This is a genomic window from Occultella kanbiaonis (assembly GCF_009708215.1).
GTDB lineage: Bacteria > Actinomycetota > Actinomycetes > Actinomycetales > Beutenbergiaceae > Occultella > Occultella kanbiaonis.
On sequence record NZ_CP046175.1, the window covers coordinates 2,173,852 to 2,189,128 of the forward strand.

Sequence of the window (15,277 nt, forward strand, 5' to 3'; positions counted from 1 at the left end):
CAGGGCTAGAACGACTGTTCTAAATCTACGCGCGAGGGGTGACATTGCGCTCGAGCCTGTGGACAGGCACGGTGACGCGAGCGGATGGCCGACGGAGCGCTTCCGCGGAAGCGCCACGACGGCTGGAGGGCACGATCGTCGTCATCCTGGCGTTGGCCGGGGCGGCGAACCGGAGGCGGGCTGCGCTTTCGCGGAAGCGCCGGAGGATGGAGGCGCGAGGCACGCGCAGCGGCGGGACGCTTCGCGCAAACGCCTGACGGCGCGGCGTCCGCAACGTCGTGCTCGAGCGGCTTGCTAGGTTCGAGGAGTGGATCTGCGGCGCTGCGTCTTCCATATGCGAACCCCCGCGAACGCCCTTGCCCGGGAGCTCGTGCCGCTGAGCGCGCTCGAGAGGACGGATCCCTCGGCATACGCCGAGGCGATCGTGAAGTACGACGGCGATCCCGAGCGCCGGAACCTGCGCAACACGCGCATTCCCCGGACCAGCGCCACCTGGGCCGACGTCGTGTTCCTGTCGCCGATCCTTCCCCACGCCATCCTGCAGGCGTGGCGCGCCATCGGCAGAATCCAACTTCCCGCCCAGGAGTTCTGGGCCATCCCGGTCGAGGCGCTCCCGGACGCCGTTGTGTTCGACAGGACCCTCAGCCGCACCGGGGATCCGATCGACCTCGGTGAGGTGACACCGCTCGATCCGCGCGCGTACCGGGCACTCGAACAGACGACCCCAAGGAACAGGGCATGGATCGCTCGACTCACGCAGCGAGGCGAACGAGGCGCTTGGTTCAACGGCACGCCCCAGATACTCGTGCCCGGCCCCGTACCGCTCCGTCACGCGCAGCTCGTCGACTGGGCCGACGCGCTTCCGCTCGACCAGCCTCCTGCCCAGTTTCGTCCGTGACCCGGCACGCTTCCGCGGAAGCGCCGAACTCACTCGCGGAGGGCAGCGGGGCGCCTCGGGTCGTCGTCCGCGCGGTCAGGTCCCGTTCCAGAGGTCTCGGTAGTACGCGAGGCGCGCACGGTCGGGAACGACGCCGTACGCGGCGATGAGCGCGTCCTCCCACCCTGGGCCGTAGTTCCACTCGGTGCTCATCGACGCCACCGCGATGTCTGCCCATCGGTCGGCGACACCCAACGCGCCGAGATCGACGTGCGCGACCCAGGATCCGCCGTCGTCCAGGAGCGTGTTCGGACAGCACGCATCGCCGTGGCACACGACGAGCCGGTCGACGGGCGGTGGCTCCCACAGCGGGTCGGACACCTGGATGCCGCGGGCCAGTGCGTTCGCGAGGCGGGTCGGCACGTTCCAGTCGAACGGGCAGGCATCGACCGGCAGTGCCTCGTGCAATGCTCGGAGCCCTTCGCCGACGGCGCGCACGGCGGTTGCCGGATCCCCGATCCACCGTGGCGCGACCGCGGTCTCCGCGTCGATGGCTGCCGTGACGAGCCACTCGTGCGTCGCGTCACCGCCCACCTCGATCACGCGGGGCACGGGAGAGTGGGGCGCTGCCCAGGTCAGGCGCGCGGCCTCGGCGTCCATCGAGGTCTCGGCGTTGCGTGGGCCGTACTTGAGGTAGCGGCCGTCGTCGGTACGGAACGTCACCCCGCCGAGTCCGTTGCGCCACACGGGGGTCAGCCGGGCGTCGCCCGCGAGACGCCGCACGACCGCGGGTTCGGTGACCGGTTCGATGGGGATCGACATGGTTCCATCCTGCCCTGCCCGGAAGCGTGGTCAGAGGAGCTAGCCCCCGTCGGTGAACCGGAAGCGCCCCTGCGCATCGATCTCGGCACCGCGAACGGACACGACCGCGGCCACCGGCAGCGGCCCGCCGTACATGTGCGGGAACGGCTCCGGCGCACCGTCGAGCGCCTCCACCCGAACGGTCCGACCCGCGGCCTCGAGTGCCGCCACGTCGATCTCGAGCACCACCAGCGGCTCCGGATCGTCGGCGTAGAACGCCTCGGCCACGCCGGCGACCTGGCGCGGGAACGAGCAGTGCATGTACCCCACCTGCTCGATCGTGGCGCCGCGGGTGGAAACGGCGTACTCGCCGGTCGCGCTCGCGGCGGCCCAGTCGGCGGCGTGGGCGAGGTGCAGGATCGTTGCGCTCATGCCCGTGAGAGTACGGTGCCCGACGGCGTCACGCACCGAGGCGATGACGGCCGCGGCGGCGGTCCGGCAGCGCGCTCCGGCAGGTCGTCGGCGTCCGAGTGACGGGCGCCACGGCCCTCTCGTGCTCCGGCGCTCCTAGACTTGCCCCGTGACCGGTGACCCGACGACCCAGCCAGCCCTCGCCGTCGCGCTGCCTCTGCGCGCGGACCTGATCGGCGAGGTGCCCTACGGCGCCCCGCAGCTGGACGTCGCGCATCTGCTGAACGTCAACGAGAACCCGTACGCGCCGCCGGCCGAGGTCGTCGCGGACATCGCCGAGTCCGTCGCCGCCGCGGCCGCGGGCCTGAACCGCTACCCGGACCGGGACTTCCCGGCGCTGCGCCAGGACCTCGCCGACTACCTCGCCGCGGAGTCGGGCGCCCGCGATCTCGAGGTCGCGAACCTCTGGGCCGCGAACGGCTCCAACGAGGTCATGCTGCACCTGCTGCAGGCCTTCGGGGGACCGGGTCGGAGCGTGATGTCGTTCGCGCCCACCTACTCCATGTACCCCGAGTACGCCCGCGACACGTTCACCCGCTGGGTGGCCGGGACCCGCCGGCCGGACTTCAGTCTCGACCCCGACGAGACGATCGCGCAGATCGAGAACGAACGCCCCGCCGTCGTCCTGCTCGCGAGCCCGAACAACCCGACCGGCACCGCTCTGGACGTGGCGACCATCGACGCGATCGCGTCGGCGACCACGAACACCGGGCCGGACGGCGCCGCGAGCGTGCTCGTCGTCGACGAGGCGTACGCGGAGTTCCGCCGCGACGGCACTCCGAGCGCGCTGAGCATCCTGGCCCGGCACCCGCACCTCGCGGTGTCCCGGACGATGTCCAAGGCGTTCGCGTTCGCCGGTGCGCGGCTGGGCTACCTGGCCGCCGCACCCGAGTTGGTCGACGCGCTGCGGGTGGTGCGGCTGCCGTACCACCTGTCCGCGGTCACCCAGGCGGTGGCCCGCGCGGCGCTGCGGCACCGCGCGGTGCTGCAGGCGCAGGTGGCGCAACTGCGCACGGAACGGGACGCGACGGTGTCCTGGCTGCGCGAGCAGGGTTTCACCGTCGCCGACTCGGATGCGAACTTCGTCCTGTTCGGCCGGTTCGACGACCGGCACGCGATCTGGCAGGGTCTGCTCGATCGCGGCGTGCTGATCAGGGAGACTGGTCCCACCGAGTATCTGCGCGTCTCGATCGGGACCGCTGAGGAGATGGCCGCGTTCCGCGGCGCACTGAAGGAGGTGACCGGCCGGTGAGCGAGTCCAGCCAGGTCGACGCAGCGCAGGCACCGGCGAGCCCGACGGCGGGGGTCGCCTCCGCGCACCGCTCCGCCCGGGTGGAGCGCACCACGTCCGAGTCGAGCGTCGTGGTCGAGATCGACCTCGACGGCACCGGTGCCGTGGACGTGTCCACGACCGTGCCGTTCTTCGACCACATGCTCAACGCCCTCGGCAAGCACTCCCTGATCGACCTCACCGTGCGTGCCACCGGAGACACCGACATCGACGTGCACCACACCGTCGAGGACACCGCGATCTGCATCGGCGAGGCGCTGCGCCAGGCACTCGGGGACAAGTCCGGCATCTCGCGGTTCGGGGACGCCCTGGTGCCCCTGGACGAGGCCCTCGCGCAGGCCGTCGTGGACGTCTCCGGCCGGCCCTACATCGTGCACACCGGTGAGAGCGAGGCGCAGGTCTACCACCTCATCGGCGGCCACTACACGGGTTCCCTGACCCGGCACGTGTTCGAGTCGATCGCGCTGCACGCGGGCATCTGCCTGCACGTGCGCCTGCTCGCCGGCCGCGACCCGCACCACATCGTCGAGGCCCAGTTCAAGGCGTTCGCGCGCGCCCTGCGGTTCGCGGTCGCCCGCGACCCGCGGGTCACGGGCGTGCCCTCGACCAAGGGCGCGTTGTGAACGACACCGGCGAACGGCCCGACGGCGGTGGCTCGCCGGAGGAGTTCGACGAGGCGGCGTTCGAGGCCGCCTTCGAGGAGGCGTTCGGCGCCGCCGCCGAGCCCGACCGGCAGTTCCGGCAGCCGGTGGACGGTTCGGCCGCCGGGCAGGCCGGCGCCGAGCGGGCGAGCGACGGCGCGGCGGAGCCCGTGGCCGACGGCGCCGATGCCGTTCCCGCCTTCGGTGCCGACGGTGTCCGCAAGCGCTCCGTGGTCGCCGTGGTGCTCACCCCGATCACGTCGGCGCCCGCCCTCGCCGGGCTGTGCGCCATCGCCAAGATCGAGGCGGACATCGTGCCGATCAAACGGGGCAGCCTCGCCGTGCGAGTGCTCCCGCAGGCCGACGAGGTCGACCCAGAGGAGTTCCTCACCGGGGCACCGGCCGCCGCCGTCGATCTCGCCAGGACGCTCTCGCGGACGGCGAAGGCCGGCGTCGTGCTGCTCATCTCCCGGCTGGGCGAGGGCGACGAGGGCCTGACCGGCACGATCAGCGGGCGCAACTACGTCAACGGCGAGCCGGGCGCCGAGGTCAGCGCCGGCCTGATCCTCGCGAACGCCGACGACGTCCTCGAGAACCTCCTCCTCGGCGTCATCACACCCGACCAGGCCCCCGGTCACCTGAAGCCCGGGAACCTGACCCGGTGGCAGGCCGGCCGCCTGTTCGGCCGGACCCAGCGGAAGAAGAAGCCGTGACCGCACCCGCCCCCACGGTCGTGGTCCTGGACTACGGCTCGGGGAACGTCCGCTCCGCCGTGCGCGCGCTCGAACGCGTCGGCGCACAGGTGGAGCTGACCGCCGACCCCGACGCGGTCGCCGCCGCGGACGGGCTGGTCGTGCCGGGCGTGGGCGCCTTCGCCGCCGTGATGGCGGGCCTGGTCGGAGTCGGCGCGCCACGGATGATCGAGCGGCGGCTCGCCGGTGGCCGCCCGGTCCTCGGAATCTGCGTCGGACAGCAGGTCCTGTTCTCCGCCGGGGTCGAGCACGGTGAGCGGACCGACGGACTGGACCAGTGGCCCGGTCTGGTCGAGCGTCTGGAGGCTCCGGTGGTGCCGCACATGGGCTGGTCCACGGTGACCCCACCCGAGGGCAGCGTCCTCTTCGACGGGATCGCCGACGAACGCTTCTACTTCGTGCACTCCTACGCCGCCCGCACAGCCCCCGAGTACGTCCGGGTCACCTGGGCCGAGCACGGCCACCCGTTCGTCGCCGCCGTCGAGAACGGCGCCCTGAGCGCGACCCAGTTCCACCCCGAGAAGTCCGGCGACGCCGGTGCGCAGCTGCTGCGCAACTGGCTCGCCACCCTGCGCTGACGGCGCCGAACGCGCCGCACCCCCGAAAGGACCCAGATCCCCTGTGAGTACCCGCCTCGAACTGCTGCCCGCCGTGGACGTCGCCGATGGTCAGGCCGTGCGCCTGGTCCAGGGTGAGGCCGGCTCCGAGACCACGTACGGCGCCCCGATGGACGCCGCGCTGGCCTGGCAGTCAGGTGGCGCCGAGTGGGTGCACCTGGTCGACCTGGACGCCGCGTTCGGGCGCGGGTCGAACGCCGAGCTGCTCGCCGAGGTCGTCGGAACCCTCGACGTCGCCGTGGAGCTGTCCGGCGGCATCCGGGACGACGAGTCCCTCGAGCGGGCGCTGGCCACCGGCTGCCGGCGGGTCAACCTCGGCACCGCCGCGCTGGAGAACCCGGACTGGACCGCGTCGGTGATCGCGAAGTACGGGGATCGGATCGCGGTCGGGCTGGACGTGCGCGGCACCACGCTGGCCGCACGCGGCTGGACCAAGGAGGGCGGCGACCTGTGGGAGGTGCTCGCGCGCCTGGACGCCGACGGGTGCTCCCGCTACGTCCTCACCGACGTCACGAAGGACGGCACCATGCGCGGCCCGAACCTGGACCTGCTCCGTGAGTTCAGTGCCGCCACGACCGCCCCGGTGGTCGCCTCCGGTGGCATCTCCAGCCTCGACGACCTGGCCGCCCTGCGGACGCTGACCGACGTCGGCGTGGAGGGCGCGATCGTCGGCAAGGCGCTGTATGCCGGCGCGTTCACGCTCGGCGAGGCGCTGGACGTCGCCGGCCGCCCGTGAGGCCGGTGCCGGACCGGCTGCCCGACGGTCGGCCGCTGCCGGCCGGCGGCGGGCGGTCGCTGCCGCCCACCCCCAAGTACGCGGGGGACGACGGCGGCACCGATCCCGGTCTGGCCGCTGCGCTCTCGGAGCCCGACGGCGGAGCGCGCCTTCGCGCGGTCGTCCGCGCCCTCGGCGCGGCGCGGGTCCTGGTGCCCGTGGTGGCGCACCTGGAGGAGCGAGCCGACGCCGTCGGGCACGAGATCAACGGACATCAGGTGCAGCTCGCGGGGGAGAAGAGCGCCTCGGCCGCGATGGTCACGGTCGCGACGCCGGACGGGCGCGCCGCGATCCCGGTGTTCTCCGGGCTCGCCGCCCTGACCGCGTGGAGAGCCGATGCCCGGCCGATCCCGGCCGAGGGGGTGCGGGCCGCGCTCTCCGCGGCCGCCGACGCCGACGGGCTGCTGGTCCTGGACCCGGCCGGCCCGGTACCCGTGCTGGTGCCGCGGCCCGCCGTCTGGGCGATCGCCTCGCAGCGCGAGTGGGTGCCCGCCGTCGAGGACCCGGCGGTGACGCAGGCGATCCGGGCTGCCCTGGCGCCGGTGCCCGGCGTGGTCGACTCCCGCGTGGAACCGGGGGAGCGGGCCGAGGTGCGGGTGGTGCTGGTGCTGCGGCCCGGGCTGGACCGGACCGGACTGGACGAGGTGGTCGGCCGCGCCGGTGCCGTGCTGGCCGCGCAGGAGATCGTCGCCGGGCGGGTGGACTCCCTCGAGGTGCGGGTGGTGAGCGCCACATCCTCCTAGGGTGCGGCCGGCCCGGACCCCCGTGCTAGTGTTGGTCACTGACCGACTGGTCTCGCTTCGGCGTGACCGGTGTGCAAGCGGAGTTTCTCCCACCTTTGCTCGACCGGAACGGATCAAGCCGCCGACAGAGTACGGGTTCAGGTCGAGGGTTCTGACGAACTCTCAGTGCCGGCCGAGGCGACTCGTGCCGGGACGCGACCAGAGGCCTCCGTGTGCACCGCACCCGGAGGCCTTTTCCGTGTGGCGCGGTGACTTTGAACTCTCTCGTAAGGAGCACCACATCAGCGAGCCCCGCATCAATGAGCGGATCCGCGTGCCGGAGGTGCGTCTGGTCGGGCCGAACGGTGAGCAGGTAGGCATCGTTCGAGTCGAGGACGCACTGCGACTGGCGGCGGAGGCCGATCTGGATCTGGTCGAGGTCGCCCCCGAGGCGCGCCCGCCGGTCTGCAAGCTCATGGACTTCGGCAAGTTCAAGTACGAAGCCGACATGAAGGCACGTGACGCCCGGCGCAACCAGGCGAACACCGTCCTCAAGGAGATCCGGTTCCGGCTGAAGATCGACCCGCACGACTACGGCACCAAGAAGGGCCACGTCGAGCGGTTCCTCAAGGCCGGTGACAAGGTCAAGGTGATGATCATGTTCCGCGGCCGCGAGCAGTCCCGCCCGGAGATGGGCATGCGCCTGCTGCAGCGGCTCGCCGAGGATGTGGCAGAACTGGGTCACGTCGAGAGCACCCCGCGGCAGGACGGTCGCAACATGACGATGGTGCTCGGCCCGAACAAGAAGAAGACCGAGACCCGCAACGAACAGCGCCGCCGCGCTCAGGAGGCCGCCGCCACCGCGGAGCCTGCCGAGCCTGAGGCGACCGAAGCCGGCTGACCCCAGCCTGCTACCAACAAGGAACAAGAGATGCCGAAGAACAAGACGAACTCCGGTGCCAAGAAGCGCTTCCGGATCACCGGTTCCGGGAAGGTCATGCGCGAGCGTGCCCGTCACGTCCACAAGTTCCAGGAGCGCACCAGCAGCCAGGCGCGCCGCCTCGTGAACGACGTCGAGGTCTCCCCGGCCGACGTGAAGAAGATCAAGAAGCTGCTCGGCAAGTAACGCCGCGCCTTTACACCGAGAATTAGGAGTACGACTTGGCACGCGTCAAGCGGGCGGTCAACGCCCAGAAGAAGCGCAGGACAACCCTCGAGCGGGCCAGCGGTTACCGCGGCCAGCGCTCGCGTCTCTACCGCAAGGCCAAGGAGCAGGTCACGCACTCGCTGACCTACGCCTACCGGGACCGCCGGGCCAAGAAGGGTGACTTCCGTCGCCTGTGGATCCAGCGGATCAACGCCGCGGCCCGCGCGAACGGCATCACCTACAACCGTTTCATCCAGGGTCTCAAGGCCGCGGGTGTCGAGGTGGACCGTCGCGTCCTCGCCGACCTCGCCGTCAACGACATCACCGCCTTCGTGGCGCTGGTGACGGTGGCCAAGAACAGCCTTCCCGAGGACGTCAACGCGCCGGCCACGCCGGCTGCCTGACCAACTCGAAGCACCGAACGCACACCGAACGCCCGGACGATGCCCCTTCCGGACCTGACCAACCCCCGCGCTGAGCGGGTGAAGGCGGTCCGTGGCCTCGCCGGGCGTTCGGCGCGTTCGCGACACGGCCAGTTCCTCGCCGAGGGACCGCAGGCCGTGCGCGAGGCGGTCCGGTTCGCCGCCGAGCATGTGCGTGACGTCTACCTGACGCCGCAGGCCGCCGACCGGTACACCGAGATCGTCGACGAGGCCGGAGCGGCCGGGCTGTACCTGCACCTCGGCAGCCCCGAGGTGCTCGACGCGATGAGCCCCGACGCCCAGGGTGTCCTGGCCGTCCTGAACACCTGGGAGCGGACGCTCGAGTCGGTGCTGGCCGCCGAGCCCGCGCCGCGCCTGATCGCCCTGCTGTCGCAGGTTCGTGACCCGGGCAACGCCGGGACCGTGATCCGTGCAGCGGACGCCGCCGGCGCCGACGCGGTCGTCCTCACCTCCGCGAGCGTCGACCAGCACAATCCCAAGGTGGTGCGGGCCACCGCGGGCTCCATGTTCCACCTGCCCGTCGTCACCGGACCCGGTCTGGCCGAGGCGATCGACGCGGCGCGTGCCGCCGGGTTCCAGATCCTCGCCGCCGACGGTGCCGGCACGGTCGACCTGGACGAGCTCGCCGACTCCCCACGCAGCGGCGCCGACATCGCCGCGCCGACGGTGTGGGTGTTCGGCAACGAGGCCTGGGGACTCGGCGAACAGGAGCGTGAGCTCGCCGACGCCGTCGTGCGGATCCCGATCCGCGGCCGCGCCGAGTCGCTGAACCTGGCCATGGCAGCGACCCTGTGCCTGTACGCCTCCGGCCGCGCCCCGCGGCACCGCCGCCCGTGGGCATCGGTCGAGGAGTGAGCGACCTGCGTGCCGCACCGGACGCCGTCGGGCCCCTGGTGCGGCGGATCCGCGACCTCCTGGGCTCCACGGACCGGGTCCTCATCGGCGTGGTCGGCTCCCCGGGAGCAGGCAAGTCCACGCTGACCGACGCCCTCGGCGCCGCGCTCGAGGCCGGCGGAGTGCGCTGCGCCGTCGTCGGGATGGACGGGTTCCACCTCGCTCAGACCGAGCTCGACCGCCTCGGCCGCGCCGAGCGCAAGGGCGCGATCGACACGTTCGACGGCGACGGCTACCTCGCGCTGCTCCGTCGCCTGCGCGCGCAGCGCCCGGGAGACGACGTGATCTACGCGCCCCGCTACGTCCGTGGCGTGCTCGAGCAGCCGATCGGCAGCCACGTCCCGGTCGCCGCGGACGTGCGGGTGGTGCTCACCGAGGGCAACTACCTGCTCGCCGACACCCCGCCGTGGGACCGGGTGCGGGAGGTCCTGGACGAGACGTGGTTCCTGCGCACCGACCCGGTGGCCCGGCGCGAACGGCTGCTCGCCCGGCACCTGGCGAACGGCAAGTCGATGGAGCGTGCGCTCGCGTTCACCGACGGCTCCGACGCCCGAAACGCCGAGCTCATCGAGGCGACCGCCGAGGCCGCGGAGCTGGTCGTCGACTGGGACTAGCCGCCAGCTCGGTGCCGTCGTGGGTGGAGACGTCCGTTGGTGTGCAGGTACTGGGCGTGTCCGTCGTGGAAGTCGAAGATCGCGGCGGTCTGGGACTCCTCGAGCGGATCGTTGGCGGGAATGAGGAAATGGGTATCGCTGATCGGCAGGAGGTCGCGGGAGATCCGGTCGGGTAGGTCCAGGAGCGCGGCTTGGATGGGGTCGACGTCGAGGGTGAGTCGGAGTCCGCCGTGTTCGGTGATGACTTCGAAACGGGTGCCAGGGCGTTCGTAGACACCGACGTAGCGTGCAGGGTCGAGGGAGACGAACAGTGCCGGGTCCGGCACAGGCAGCGGTGGGATCGTCACGGTGCCTAGTTCGGTCAGGATGAGATCAAAGATCCTCCGGTAGAGGCTGTCGCGAGAGTCGCCGTTGGTCAGCAGGACCAGCGCGAGGTCGTCCTCAGGGAGGACGCGCATGCGGGCGTTCTGTCCGATGGTGCTGCCGTCATGGCCGTAGACGGTGCGTCCGTGCCAGTCGGACACGACGAGGCCGAGGGCCCACTCCTGTCCGAGAAGGTAGGGGTCCGGGATCGGAACTCGTGAAGTCATCATCTCCCGCACCGCTTCTCCGGAGACGATTCGGCGACCGTTTCGGGCCAGGCCGGCATTCAGATAGACGTGAGCGAGGGCAAGGACCTCGCCGACGGTGGAGGTGATGTTGCCTCCCGGCCCGAAGGCCCGGGGGAGGTAGTCGACAGGGGTGGGGATCGGTCCCTCCTCGAGGGAGCGGACCAAGTGGCCACGCGCGGCGCGTGCGGGATCGACCCCGCCGCGCCATGTGTTCGTGCTGACCAGGCCCATCGGTGCGAAGATCCGGTCGGCCATGATGGCATCCCACGGCTTGCCGTCGACGACTTCCATGATCCGGGCCAGGATCGCATAGCCGAGAGCGGCACTGTATCCGTGGACAGAGCCAAGAGGGCTGAGTTGGTGCGCGTCGACGATCTCATCGACCATGCGCAGATACACCCCTTCGTCCTCGCCAGGGTCCTCGGCGACCTCTTCGATGCCGTTGGTGTGGTTCAGGAGGTGCCTCGGCGTCAGCTGGGCGCTGACGCCGGGATCGGCGACCTTGAACTGCGGCAGGTGGCTGCGCACCGGCTCGTCCAAGGCCGCCCTGCCTTCGTCGACGAACTGCATGAAGGCCAGCGCCGTCCAGGACTTCGTCAGAGACCCACACTGGAACACGGTGTCGGATGCGACGGGCTCCCCGGTCACGATGTCCTTCACGCCATACACGAGTTCGGTGACGACCCCTCGGTGCATCACGCCCACGGCCGCACCAGGCGCCTGGTACGCGGCGAGAATCTCGGCGATCGGGGTGGACAGGTTCCGCAGCCGGGTCACGAGCCGACCTGTTCGGCGAGCCCGATCGCGTTCGCGGCGTCGGCCTCGAAATACTCTGTGATCGCCGACGAGCCCGCAGCCCCGTCCAGGATGTCGCGGACGGCATCGACGGAGTCGTGCGTGATCACGTTCACCGCTCGCGTCCCGTCCGTGCTCGCCAGTGCCAGAACCCATGCGGCACCCAGAGGTAGGCGCGCATACGCCTTCTTCAACCCGCCCCAGAACCGGGCGTTGTCCGTCACAGTCGAAAGCACCAGGACGTGCATAGTGTCCTCCTTCAGACTTTCCATTTGCTGAAAAGCTACGTTGCGTTTCACAAGTCGTCAATGTAAAGTCCCGGAAAGCCTGCAATCGTTGCGTGGAGCTGTCCCTGAACGCAATCGTGGATGCGGTGACATTGCGATCGGAGATGGTGGCGGATGGCCGGAGGCAGACTGGGTCTCGGAGACCGGCAGGCGATCGCCGCCGGCATGGCTGAGGGACTGGCGTATGCGGAGATCGCACGACGGATCGGGCGACCGACCTCGACGGTCAGCCGCGAAGTCGCCCGCAACGGGCACAGCGACTACACCGCAGACCGGGCCCAGCAGGCGACGCATCGCAAGGGCCGCGGCCGCACCATCGCGCCGCAGCCAAACGCCGGCGACGATCGAGCACGCGCGTTCGTCGACGAGTTCGCATCACAACTCGTCGGGACCGGAATGCCCCGCATGGCCTCGCGGGTGTTCGCCAGCCTGATCACCTCGATGACCGCCACGGTCTCCGCGGCCGACCTCGTGCGAGAACTGGACGTGAGCCCCGCGTCGGTGTCGAAGGCGATCAGCTACCTGGAGGCCATGGAGCTGGTCGTACGCCAGCCCGAACCTGGCCGCCGCAGAGAACGCTATTCGATCAGGGACGACGTCTGGACCCAAGCCATCCGAGCCGACTCCAGCGGACACGCCAGCGTTGCCGATGCCGCCCAGCGCGGCCTTGCCCTCTTCGGCACGGACACCCAGGCCGGCATCCGCCTCGCCCGGATGGGCGAGTTCTTCGGCAACCTCGCCTCGCAGCTCCGGGGGAACGATCTCGCCGACCCTGGTGTCGATGACGCCATGACAGTCGTGGCTGCGCTCGGCCACGGCCAGCGCCCGATGACACCACAAGAACTCGCCACAGCTCTGAGCTGGCCGACGGACCGGATCCACAACGCGATCCGGCTGCTGCAGCACCGACCGGCACTCAGCGATCCCTTCGTCGTGAGCGAATCGGATGCGGGCCACGCCCTGGAGCCGCGCTCGGACCGCCTGTCAACAGAACAACGCGCAATGCTGCGCGGCGACTGAGTCCCGGGGCGCGACGAGACGACCCCGCCGGATGACTCAGTCCTGCCCCGTCCTCCCGAACCGAGCGAGCACGTCGAGGATGTGCTCGGGCGCGAGCAGGAACATCGGTGTCAGCTTCTCCCAGCCACGTTCCCTGACGCGCTCGTCGAACGCCGCGTGGGCGGCGTCCACCGGGTTCGACGTGTCCAGGCCGCCGCCGCCGGACCCGGTCAGGCCGAGGTGGTACATCCACACGGACCCGTCCGCCTCGGTGTGCTTGAACGTCGCCTCGAACGCGGCCCGCTCGGCGGGGAGGGTGGCCTGGCACTCGGCGTAGCGGTCGGTGAGCATCTGCATCCACTCGCCGAGCTCGGCCTCCTTGCCGGGGAGGAGGCGGGCCCGGAACAACGCCAGGCGGAGCCCTTCCGGAACGGTGGCGGGCATCGGGTGTGGTTCGGTGCCGAACGGAACGGGCCGGAACGGCGTGTACGGCTCGCGTGCGGCCGAGTCGACCGGGTGGTGTTCGCTGCCGGTGGCCCCGCCCGGCCCGGCGGCGGGCTCGGTGCCCCGGGCGAGGCCGTGCACCATCAGGTGGGCCGAGGCACCGAGCAGGCTCGGCACCCGCTCGATCCGGCGGATCGCCGCCAGTGCACGCTCCTGCGTCGCGCCGCCGTCGAGCAGCTCCGCCATGGCCGCCGTGGCACCGCCCGGGCCCTCGATCGCGAACGGGCCGTCGGCCTCGAAGCCCGCGGCGGCGACCTCGGCGGCGAGCTCGTCCGGGCGGTGGAAGTACGCGGTCGTGAACCAGCCGGGCACGTTGTTCGGGTTGCGGTGCCGCCCGGTTGCGACGTCCTCGGCGACGATCTCGGCGAACTCCTCCGACGCCAGGTGGGACGCGCCGATGCCGTCGATGGTGGAGGCGAAGGCACTGATCCCGACGGCGAGCAGCACCCCACCGGGGCGCAGCACCCGGTGCGCCTCGCGCAGCGCGAGCGCGCGGTCGTCGGGTTCGGTCAGGTGGTACAGCGGGCCGAGCATGAGCACGGCGTCCACGCTCGCGTCGGCGACCGGCAGGTCGCGCGCGTCGCCCACCGTGGCCGAGTGCAGGGGGTCGGCCGCCACGGTGCTCGACCTGCTCGCGGTCTTCGCCTCCTCGACGTGCCGGGGCACCGGGTCGAGCAGGTCCACGGTGTAGCCGCGCTCGGCCAGCCAGACGGCGTAGGCACCCGGGCCGCCGCCGACGTCGAGCACGACGGCCGGGGCAGGCGGCAGCAGCCGGGTGAGCAGTTCCCGGGTGCGGATCTGCTCGAGCAGGCCCGGGCCGTCGCTGAGCCGGCCGGCCTCGCGGCCCTGATCGTAGTAGTCGCGGATCTCGCTCTCGATGGGCATCGCTGTCAGTTCCCGTCGTCCTCGGTGGGTCGCGGGGCGATGGCCCCGGCAGCCCGACGGCGTCGCGCCGGGTCGGTCAGTACGGCGACGTTCCCGACCCACTGCTCGACCGAGCCGACCTCGGGTGGCAGGGCGAGCACGGCGGGGTCGGTGATCGACTCGCGCAGCGGTCCGTCGTGGGAGACCAGGGACCGGAACGGCCGGTCCCAGAAGTTCTCGATGGCTACGTCCGGTGTGGGCAGACCGAGGTCGCGCTGGCGTGCGCTCAATGCCTCCAGGGCCTCCACCAGGGCGGCCTCGCGTTCGCGCCACACCGGCGCCGTGACGGCCCTGGCGAGGGCGGGCCCGACCTCGGCGGCGTGGGGGAGCGCGGCGAAGCGGCTGCCCCGCCACTTCGGGTACGGCGGCCAGGCCCGGTCGAGGAGGAACCCGAGGTGCATCGCGACGTCGACGAGCCGGGCGGTGATGACGGCGGCGCCGGTCTCGTCACCGCGGGAGCCGGTGCGGCCCACGAACGGCAGCTCCTGGGTGAGCCGGGCCCAGTCCGCGGCCAGGAGGTAGCGCCAGAGGTCGTCGGGGTACCAGGCCAGACGCTCGCGAATCTCGCTGAGCGTCCCGGCCGTATCGGTGAACACGGCGCCGGCGGTCACCTCGAGCATCGCCTGCCCGGTCACGCTCAGCCAGTCGGCGACCTCGAGCGCGGTGCGCGTGTCCAGCCCGGTCCGGGACGCCACGAAGTCGTGCGGCTCGGCGACCTCCACCTGGTGGCGCACCTGCGGCTGCCAGCTGGTCGGGAACCGGACGGGCAGGCCCGCGTACCGGGCGGGCAGCTCGGCCTCGAGCAACGCGTCGACGTCGGCGACGGCGTCACCGGGCACCAGCAGCGTCAGGCGCAGGCCCCAGTCGTGGTCGCGGGACATCGCGTCGTCCAGGCCGAGCACGTCGGAGCCGCTGCCGAGCCGGGCCGCGGCATGGGGCAGCCCGGGCCGGCGAGCCAGCACGAGCGGGCTGACCACGTCCCGGTAGTAGGCTGCGGCGAGCTCGATCCCGGGGACGTCAGGGACGCCGTCGACGGTGGCGTGGCCGGACCACACGTGCGTCACAGGTGCCTGCTCCATGCCGCGACCCTGCCATGTGCGGCCGCCGTGCTG

The 15,277-nt window shown here is 71.6% G+C and carries 19 protein-coding genes and 1 pseudogene; 14 read left to right on the top strand and 6 right to left on the bottom strand.

Annotated elements, in window-relative coordinates; translation table 11 throughout:
* Positions 1 to 307 precede the first annotated feature (307 nt).
* A complete protein-coding gene (locus GKS42_RS10000; RefSeq protein ID WP_232848003.1) occupies positions 308 to 898 on the top strand; it encodes a hypothetical protein in 591 nt (196 codons plus the stop codon).
* Between the two features lie 75 nt (positions 899 to 973).
* On the opposite strand, the gene GKS42_RS10005 is transcribed toward GKS42_RS10000, so the two are convergent.
* Both GKS42_RS10005 and GKS42_RS10010 read right to left on the bottom strand, forming a co-directional pair.
* On the bottom strand, positions 974 to 1,699 hold the full coding sequence (locus GKS42_RS10005; protein WP_154793690.1) for an aminoglycoside 3'-phosphotransferase: 726 nt from the start codon (positions 1,697 to 1,699) through the stop codon (positions 974 to 976).
* 39 nt (positions 1,700 to 1,738) lie between these two features.
* A complete protein-coding gene (locus tag GKS42_RS10010) occupies positions 1,739 to 2,110 on the bottom strand; it encodes a DUF952 domain-containing protein (protein WP_154793691.1) in 372 nt (123 codons plus the stop codon).
* A gap of 148 nt (positions 2,111 to 2,258) precedes the next feature.
* On the opposite strand from GKS42_RS10010, the gene GKS42_RS10015 reads away from it, so the two are divergent.
* From GKS42_RS10015 to GKS42_RS10065, 11 genes are all read left to right on the top strand, one after another.
* The gene (locus GKS42_RS10015) at positions 2,259 to 3,401 is read left to right on the top strand and encodes a histidinol-phosphate transaminase (RefSeq protein WP_154793692.1); all 1,143 of its coding nucleotides are present in this window, start codon (positions 2,259 to 2,261) and stop codon (positions 3,399 to 3,401) included.
* A gap of 80 nt (positions 3,402 to 3,481) precedes the next feature.
* Complete coding sequence (gene hisB / locus GKS42_RS10020) at positions 3,482 to 4,063, top strand: imidazoleglycerol-phosphate dehydratase HisB (protein ID WP_232848089.1); 582 nt, start codon at positions 3,482 to 3,484, stop codon at positions 4,061 to 4,063.
* Entirely contained in the window at positions 4,060 to 4,794 is a 735-nt protein-coding gene (locus GKS42_RS10025) for a hypothetical protein (protein ID WP_154793694.1), read from the top strand. The genes hisB and GKS42_RS10025 overlap by 4 nt, the downstream gene beginning before the upstream one ends.
* Positions 4,791 to 5,411, top strand: coding sequence for an imidazole glycerol phosphate synthase subunit HisH (gene hisH, locus GKS42_RS10030; protein ID WP_154793695.1), 621 nt, complete (start codon positions 4,791 to 4,793; stop codon positions 5,409 to 5,411). The genes GKS42_RS10025 and hisH overlap by 4 nt, the downstream gene beginning before the upstream one ends.
* A gap of 43 nt (positions 5,412 to 5,454) precedes the next feature.
* Complete coding sequence (priA, locus tag GKS42_RS10035) at positions 5,455 to 6,186, top strand: bifunctional 1-(5-phosphoribosyl)-5-((5-phosphoribosylamino)methylideneamino)imidazole-4-carboxamide isomerase/phosphoribosylanthranilate isomerase PriA (protein WP_154793696.1); 732 nt, start codon at positions 5,455 to 5,457, stop codon at positions 6,184 to 6,186.
* Positions 6,183 to 6,968, top strand: coding sequence for an SseB family protein (locus tag GKS42_RS10040; protein WP_232848004.1), 786 nt, complete (start codon positions 6,183 to 6,185; stop codon positions 6,966 to 6,968). Before priA ends, GKS42_RS10040 begins: the two co-directional genes overlap by 4 nt.
* Before the next feature lie 313 nt (positions 6,969 to 7,281).
* Positions 7,282 to 7,848: a translation initiation factor IF-3 gene (infC, locus tag GKS42_RS10045; RefSeq protein WP_231955671.1), complete on the top strand. Its 567-nt coding sequence runs from the start codon at positions 7,282 to 7,284 to the stop codon at positions 7,846 to 7,848.
* A gap of 30 nt (positions 7,849 to 7,878) precedes the next feature.
* Positions 7,879 to 8,073: a 50S ribosomal protein L35 gene (gene rpmI, locus GKS42_RS10050; protein ID WP_154793697.1), complete on the top strand. Its 195-nt coding sequence runs from the start codon at positions 7,879 to 7,881 to the stop codon at positions 8,071 to 8,073.
* A 35-nt stretch (positions 8,074 to 8,108) separates the two neighbouring features.
* Positions 8,109 to 8,498: a 50S ribosomal protein L20 gene (gene rplT, locus GKS42_RS10055; RefSeq protein WP_154793698.1), complete on the top strand. Its 390-nt coding sequence runs from the start codon at positions 8,109 to 8,111 to the stop codon at positions 8,496 to 8,498.
* A 39-nt stretch (positions 8,499 to 8,537) separates the two neighbouring features.
* Positions 8,538 to 9,392: a TrmH family RNA methyltransferase gene (locus tag GKS42_RS10060; RefSeq protein WP_154793699.1), complete on the top strand. Its 855-nt coding sequence runs from the start codon at positions 8,538 to 8,540 to the stop codon at positions 9,390 to 9,392.
* The gene (locus GKS42_RS10065) at positions 9,389 to 10,045 is read left to right on the top strand and encodes a nucleoside/nucleotide kinase family protein (protein WP_232848005.1); all 657 of its coding nucleotides are present in this window, start codon (positions 9,389 to 9,391) and stop codon (positions 10,043 to 10,045) included. The genes GKS42_RS10060 and GKS42_RS10065 overlap by 4 nt, the downstream gene beginning before the upstream one ends.
* On the opposite strand, the gene GKS42_RS10070 is transcribed toward GKS42_RS10065, so the two are convergent.
* Positions 10,042 to 11,433 carry a serine hydrolase domain-containing protein gene (locus GKS42_RS10070; RefSeq protein WP_154793700.1) on the bottom strand — a complete coding sequence of 464 codons (1,392 nt, stop codon included), beginning with the start codon at positions 11,431 to 11,433 and terminating at the stop codon, positions 10,042 to 10,044. The genes GKS42_RS10065 and GKS42_RS10070 overlap by 4 nt on opposite strands.
* Complete coding sequence (locus GKS42_RS10075; protein ID WP_154793701.1) at positions 11,430 to 11,699, bottom strand: hypothetical protein; 270 nt, start codon at positions 11,697 to 11,699, stop codon at positions 11,430 to 11,432. Before GKS42_RS10075 ends, GKS42_RS10070 begins: the two co-directional genes overlap by 4 nt.
* A 153-nt stretch (positions 11,700 to 11,852) precedes the next feature.
* Between GKS42_RS10075 and GKS42_RS26920 the strand changes: the two are divergent.
* Both GKS42_RS26920 and GKS42_RS10080 read left to right on the top strand, forming a co-directional pair.
* A pseudogene (locus GKS42_RS26920) lies at positions 11,853 to 11,975 on the top strand (helix-turn-helix domain-containing protein); the annotation flags it as partial.
* 168 nt (positions 11,976 to 12,143) lie between these two features.
* A complete protein-coding gene (locus GKS42_RS10080) occupies positions 12,144 to 12,758 on the top strand; it encodes a GbsR/MarR family transcriptional regulator (RefSeq protein WP_210769457.1) in 615 nt (204 codons plus the stop codon).
* A gap of 36 nt (positions 12,759 to 12,794) precedes the next feature.
* On the opposite strand, the gene GKS42_RS26215 is transcribed toward GKS42_RS10080, so the two are convergent.
* Both GKS42_RS26215 and GKS42_RS10095 read right to left on the bottom strand, forming a co-directional pair.
* Positions 12,795 to 14,126 (bottom strand): DUF6176 family protein, encoded by a 1,332-nt coding sequence (locus tag GKS42_RS26215; RefSeq protein ID WP_210769348.1) that lies wholly within the window; start codon positions 14,124 to 14,126, stop codon positions 12,795 to 12,797.
* Between the two features lie 5 nt (positions 14,127 to 14,131).
* Positions 14,132 to 15,244 carry a DUF4037 domain-containing protein gene (locus GKS42_RS10095; RefSeq protein WP_154793703.1) on the bottom strand — a complete coding sequence of 371 codons (1,113 nt, stop codon included), beginning with the start codon at positions 15,242 to 15,244 and terminating at the stop codon, positions 14,132 to 14,134.
* Positions 15,245 to 15,277 lie beyond the last annotated feature (33 nt).

Bases quoted from the DNA above. Each gene is read 5' to 3' on its own strand.
- GKS42_RS10005 (WP_154793690.1), bottom strand. From the start codon at position 1,699: ATGTCGATCCCCATCGAACCGGTCACCGAACCCGCGGTCGTGCGGCGT.
- GKS42_RS10010 (WP_154793691.1), bottom strand. From the start codon at position 2,110: ATGAGCGCAACGATCCTGCACCTCGCCCACGCCGCCGACTGGGCCGCC.
- rpmI (WP_154793697.1), top strand. From the start codon at position 7,879: ATGCCGAAGAACAAGACGAACTCCGGTGCCAAGAAGCGCTTCCGGATC.
- GKS42_RS10060 (WP_154793699.1), top strand. From the start codon at position 8,538: ATGCCCCTTCCGGACCTGACCAACCCCCGCGCTGAGCGGGTGAAGGCG.
- GKS42_RS10075 (WP_154793701.1), bottom strand. From the start codon at position 11,699: ATGCACGTCCTGGTGCTTTCGACTGTGACGGACAACGCCCGGTTCTGG.
- GKS42_RS10080 (WP_210769457.1), top strand. From the start codon at position 12,144: ATGGCCTCGCGGGTGTTCGCCAGCCTGATCACCTCGATGACCGCCACG.
- GKS42_RS26215 (WP_210769348.1), bottom strand. From the start codon at position 14,126: ATGCCCATCGAGAGCGAGATCCGCGACTACTACGATCAGGGCCGCGAG.
- GKS42_RS10095 (WP_154793703.1), bottom strand. From the start codon at position 15,244: ATGGAGCAGGCACCTGTGACGCACGTGTGGTCCGGCCACGCCACCGTC.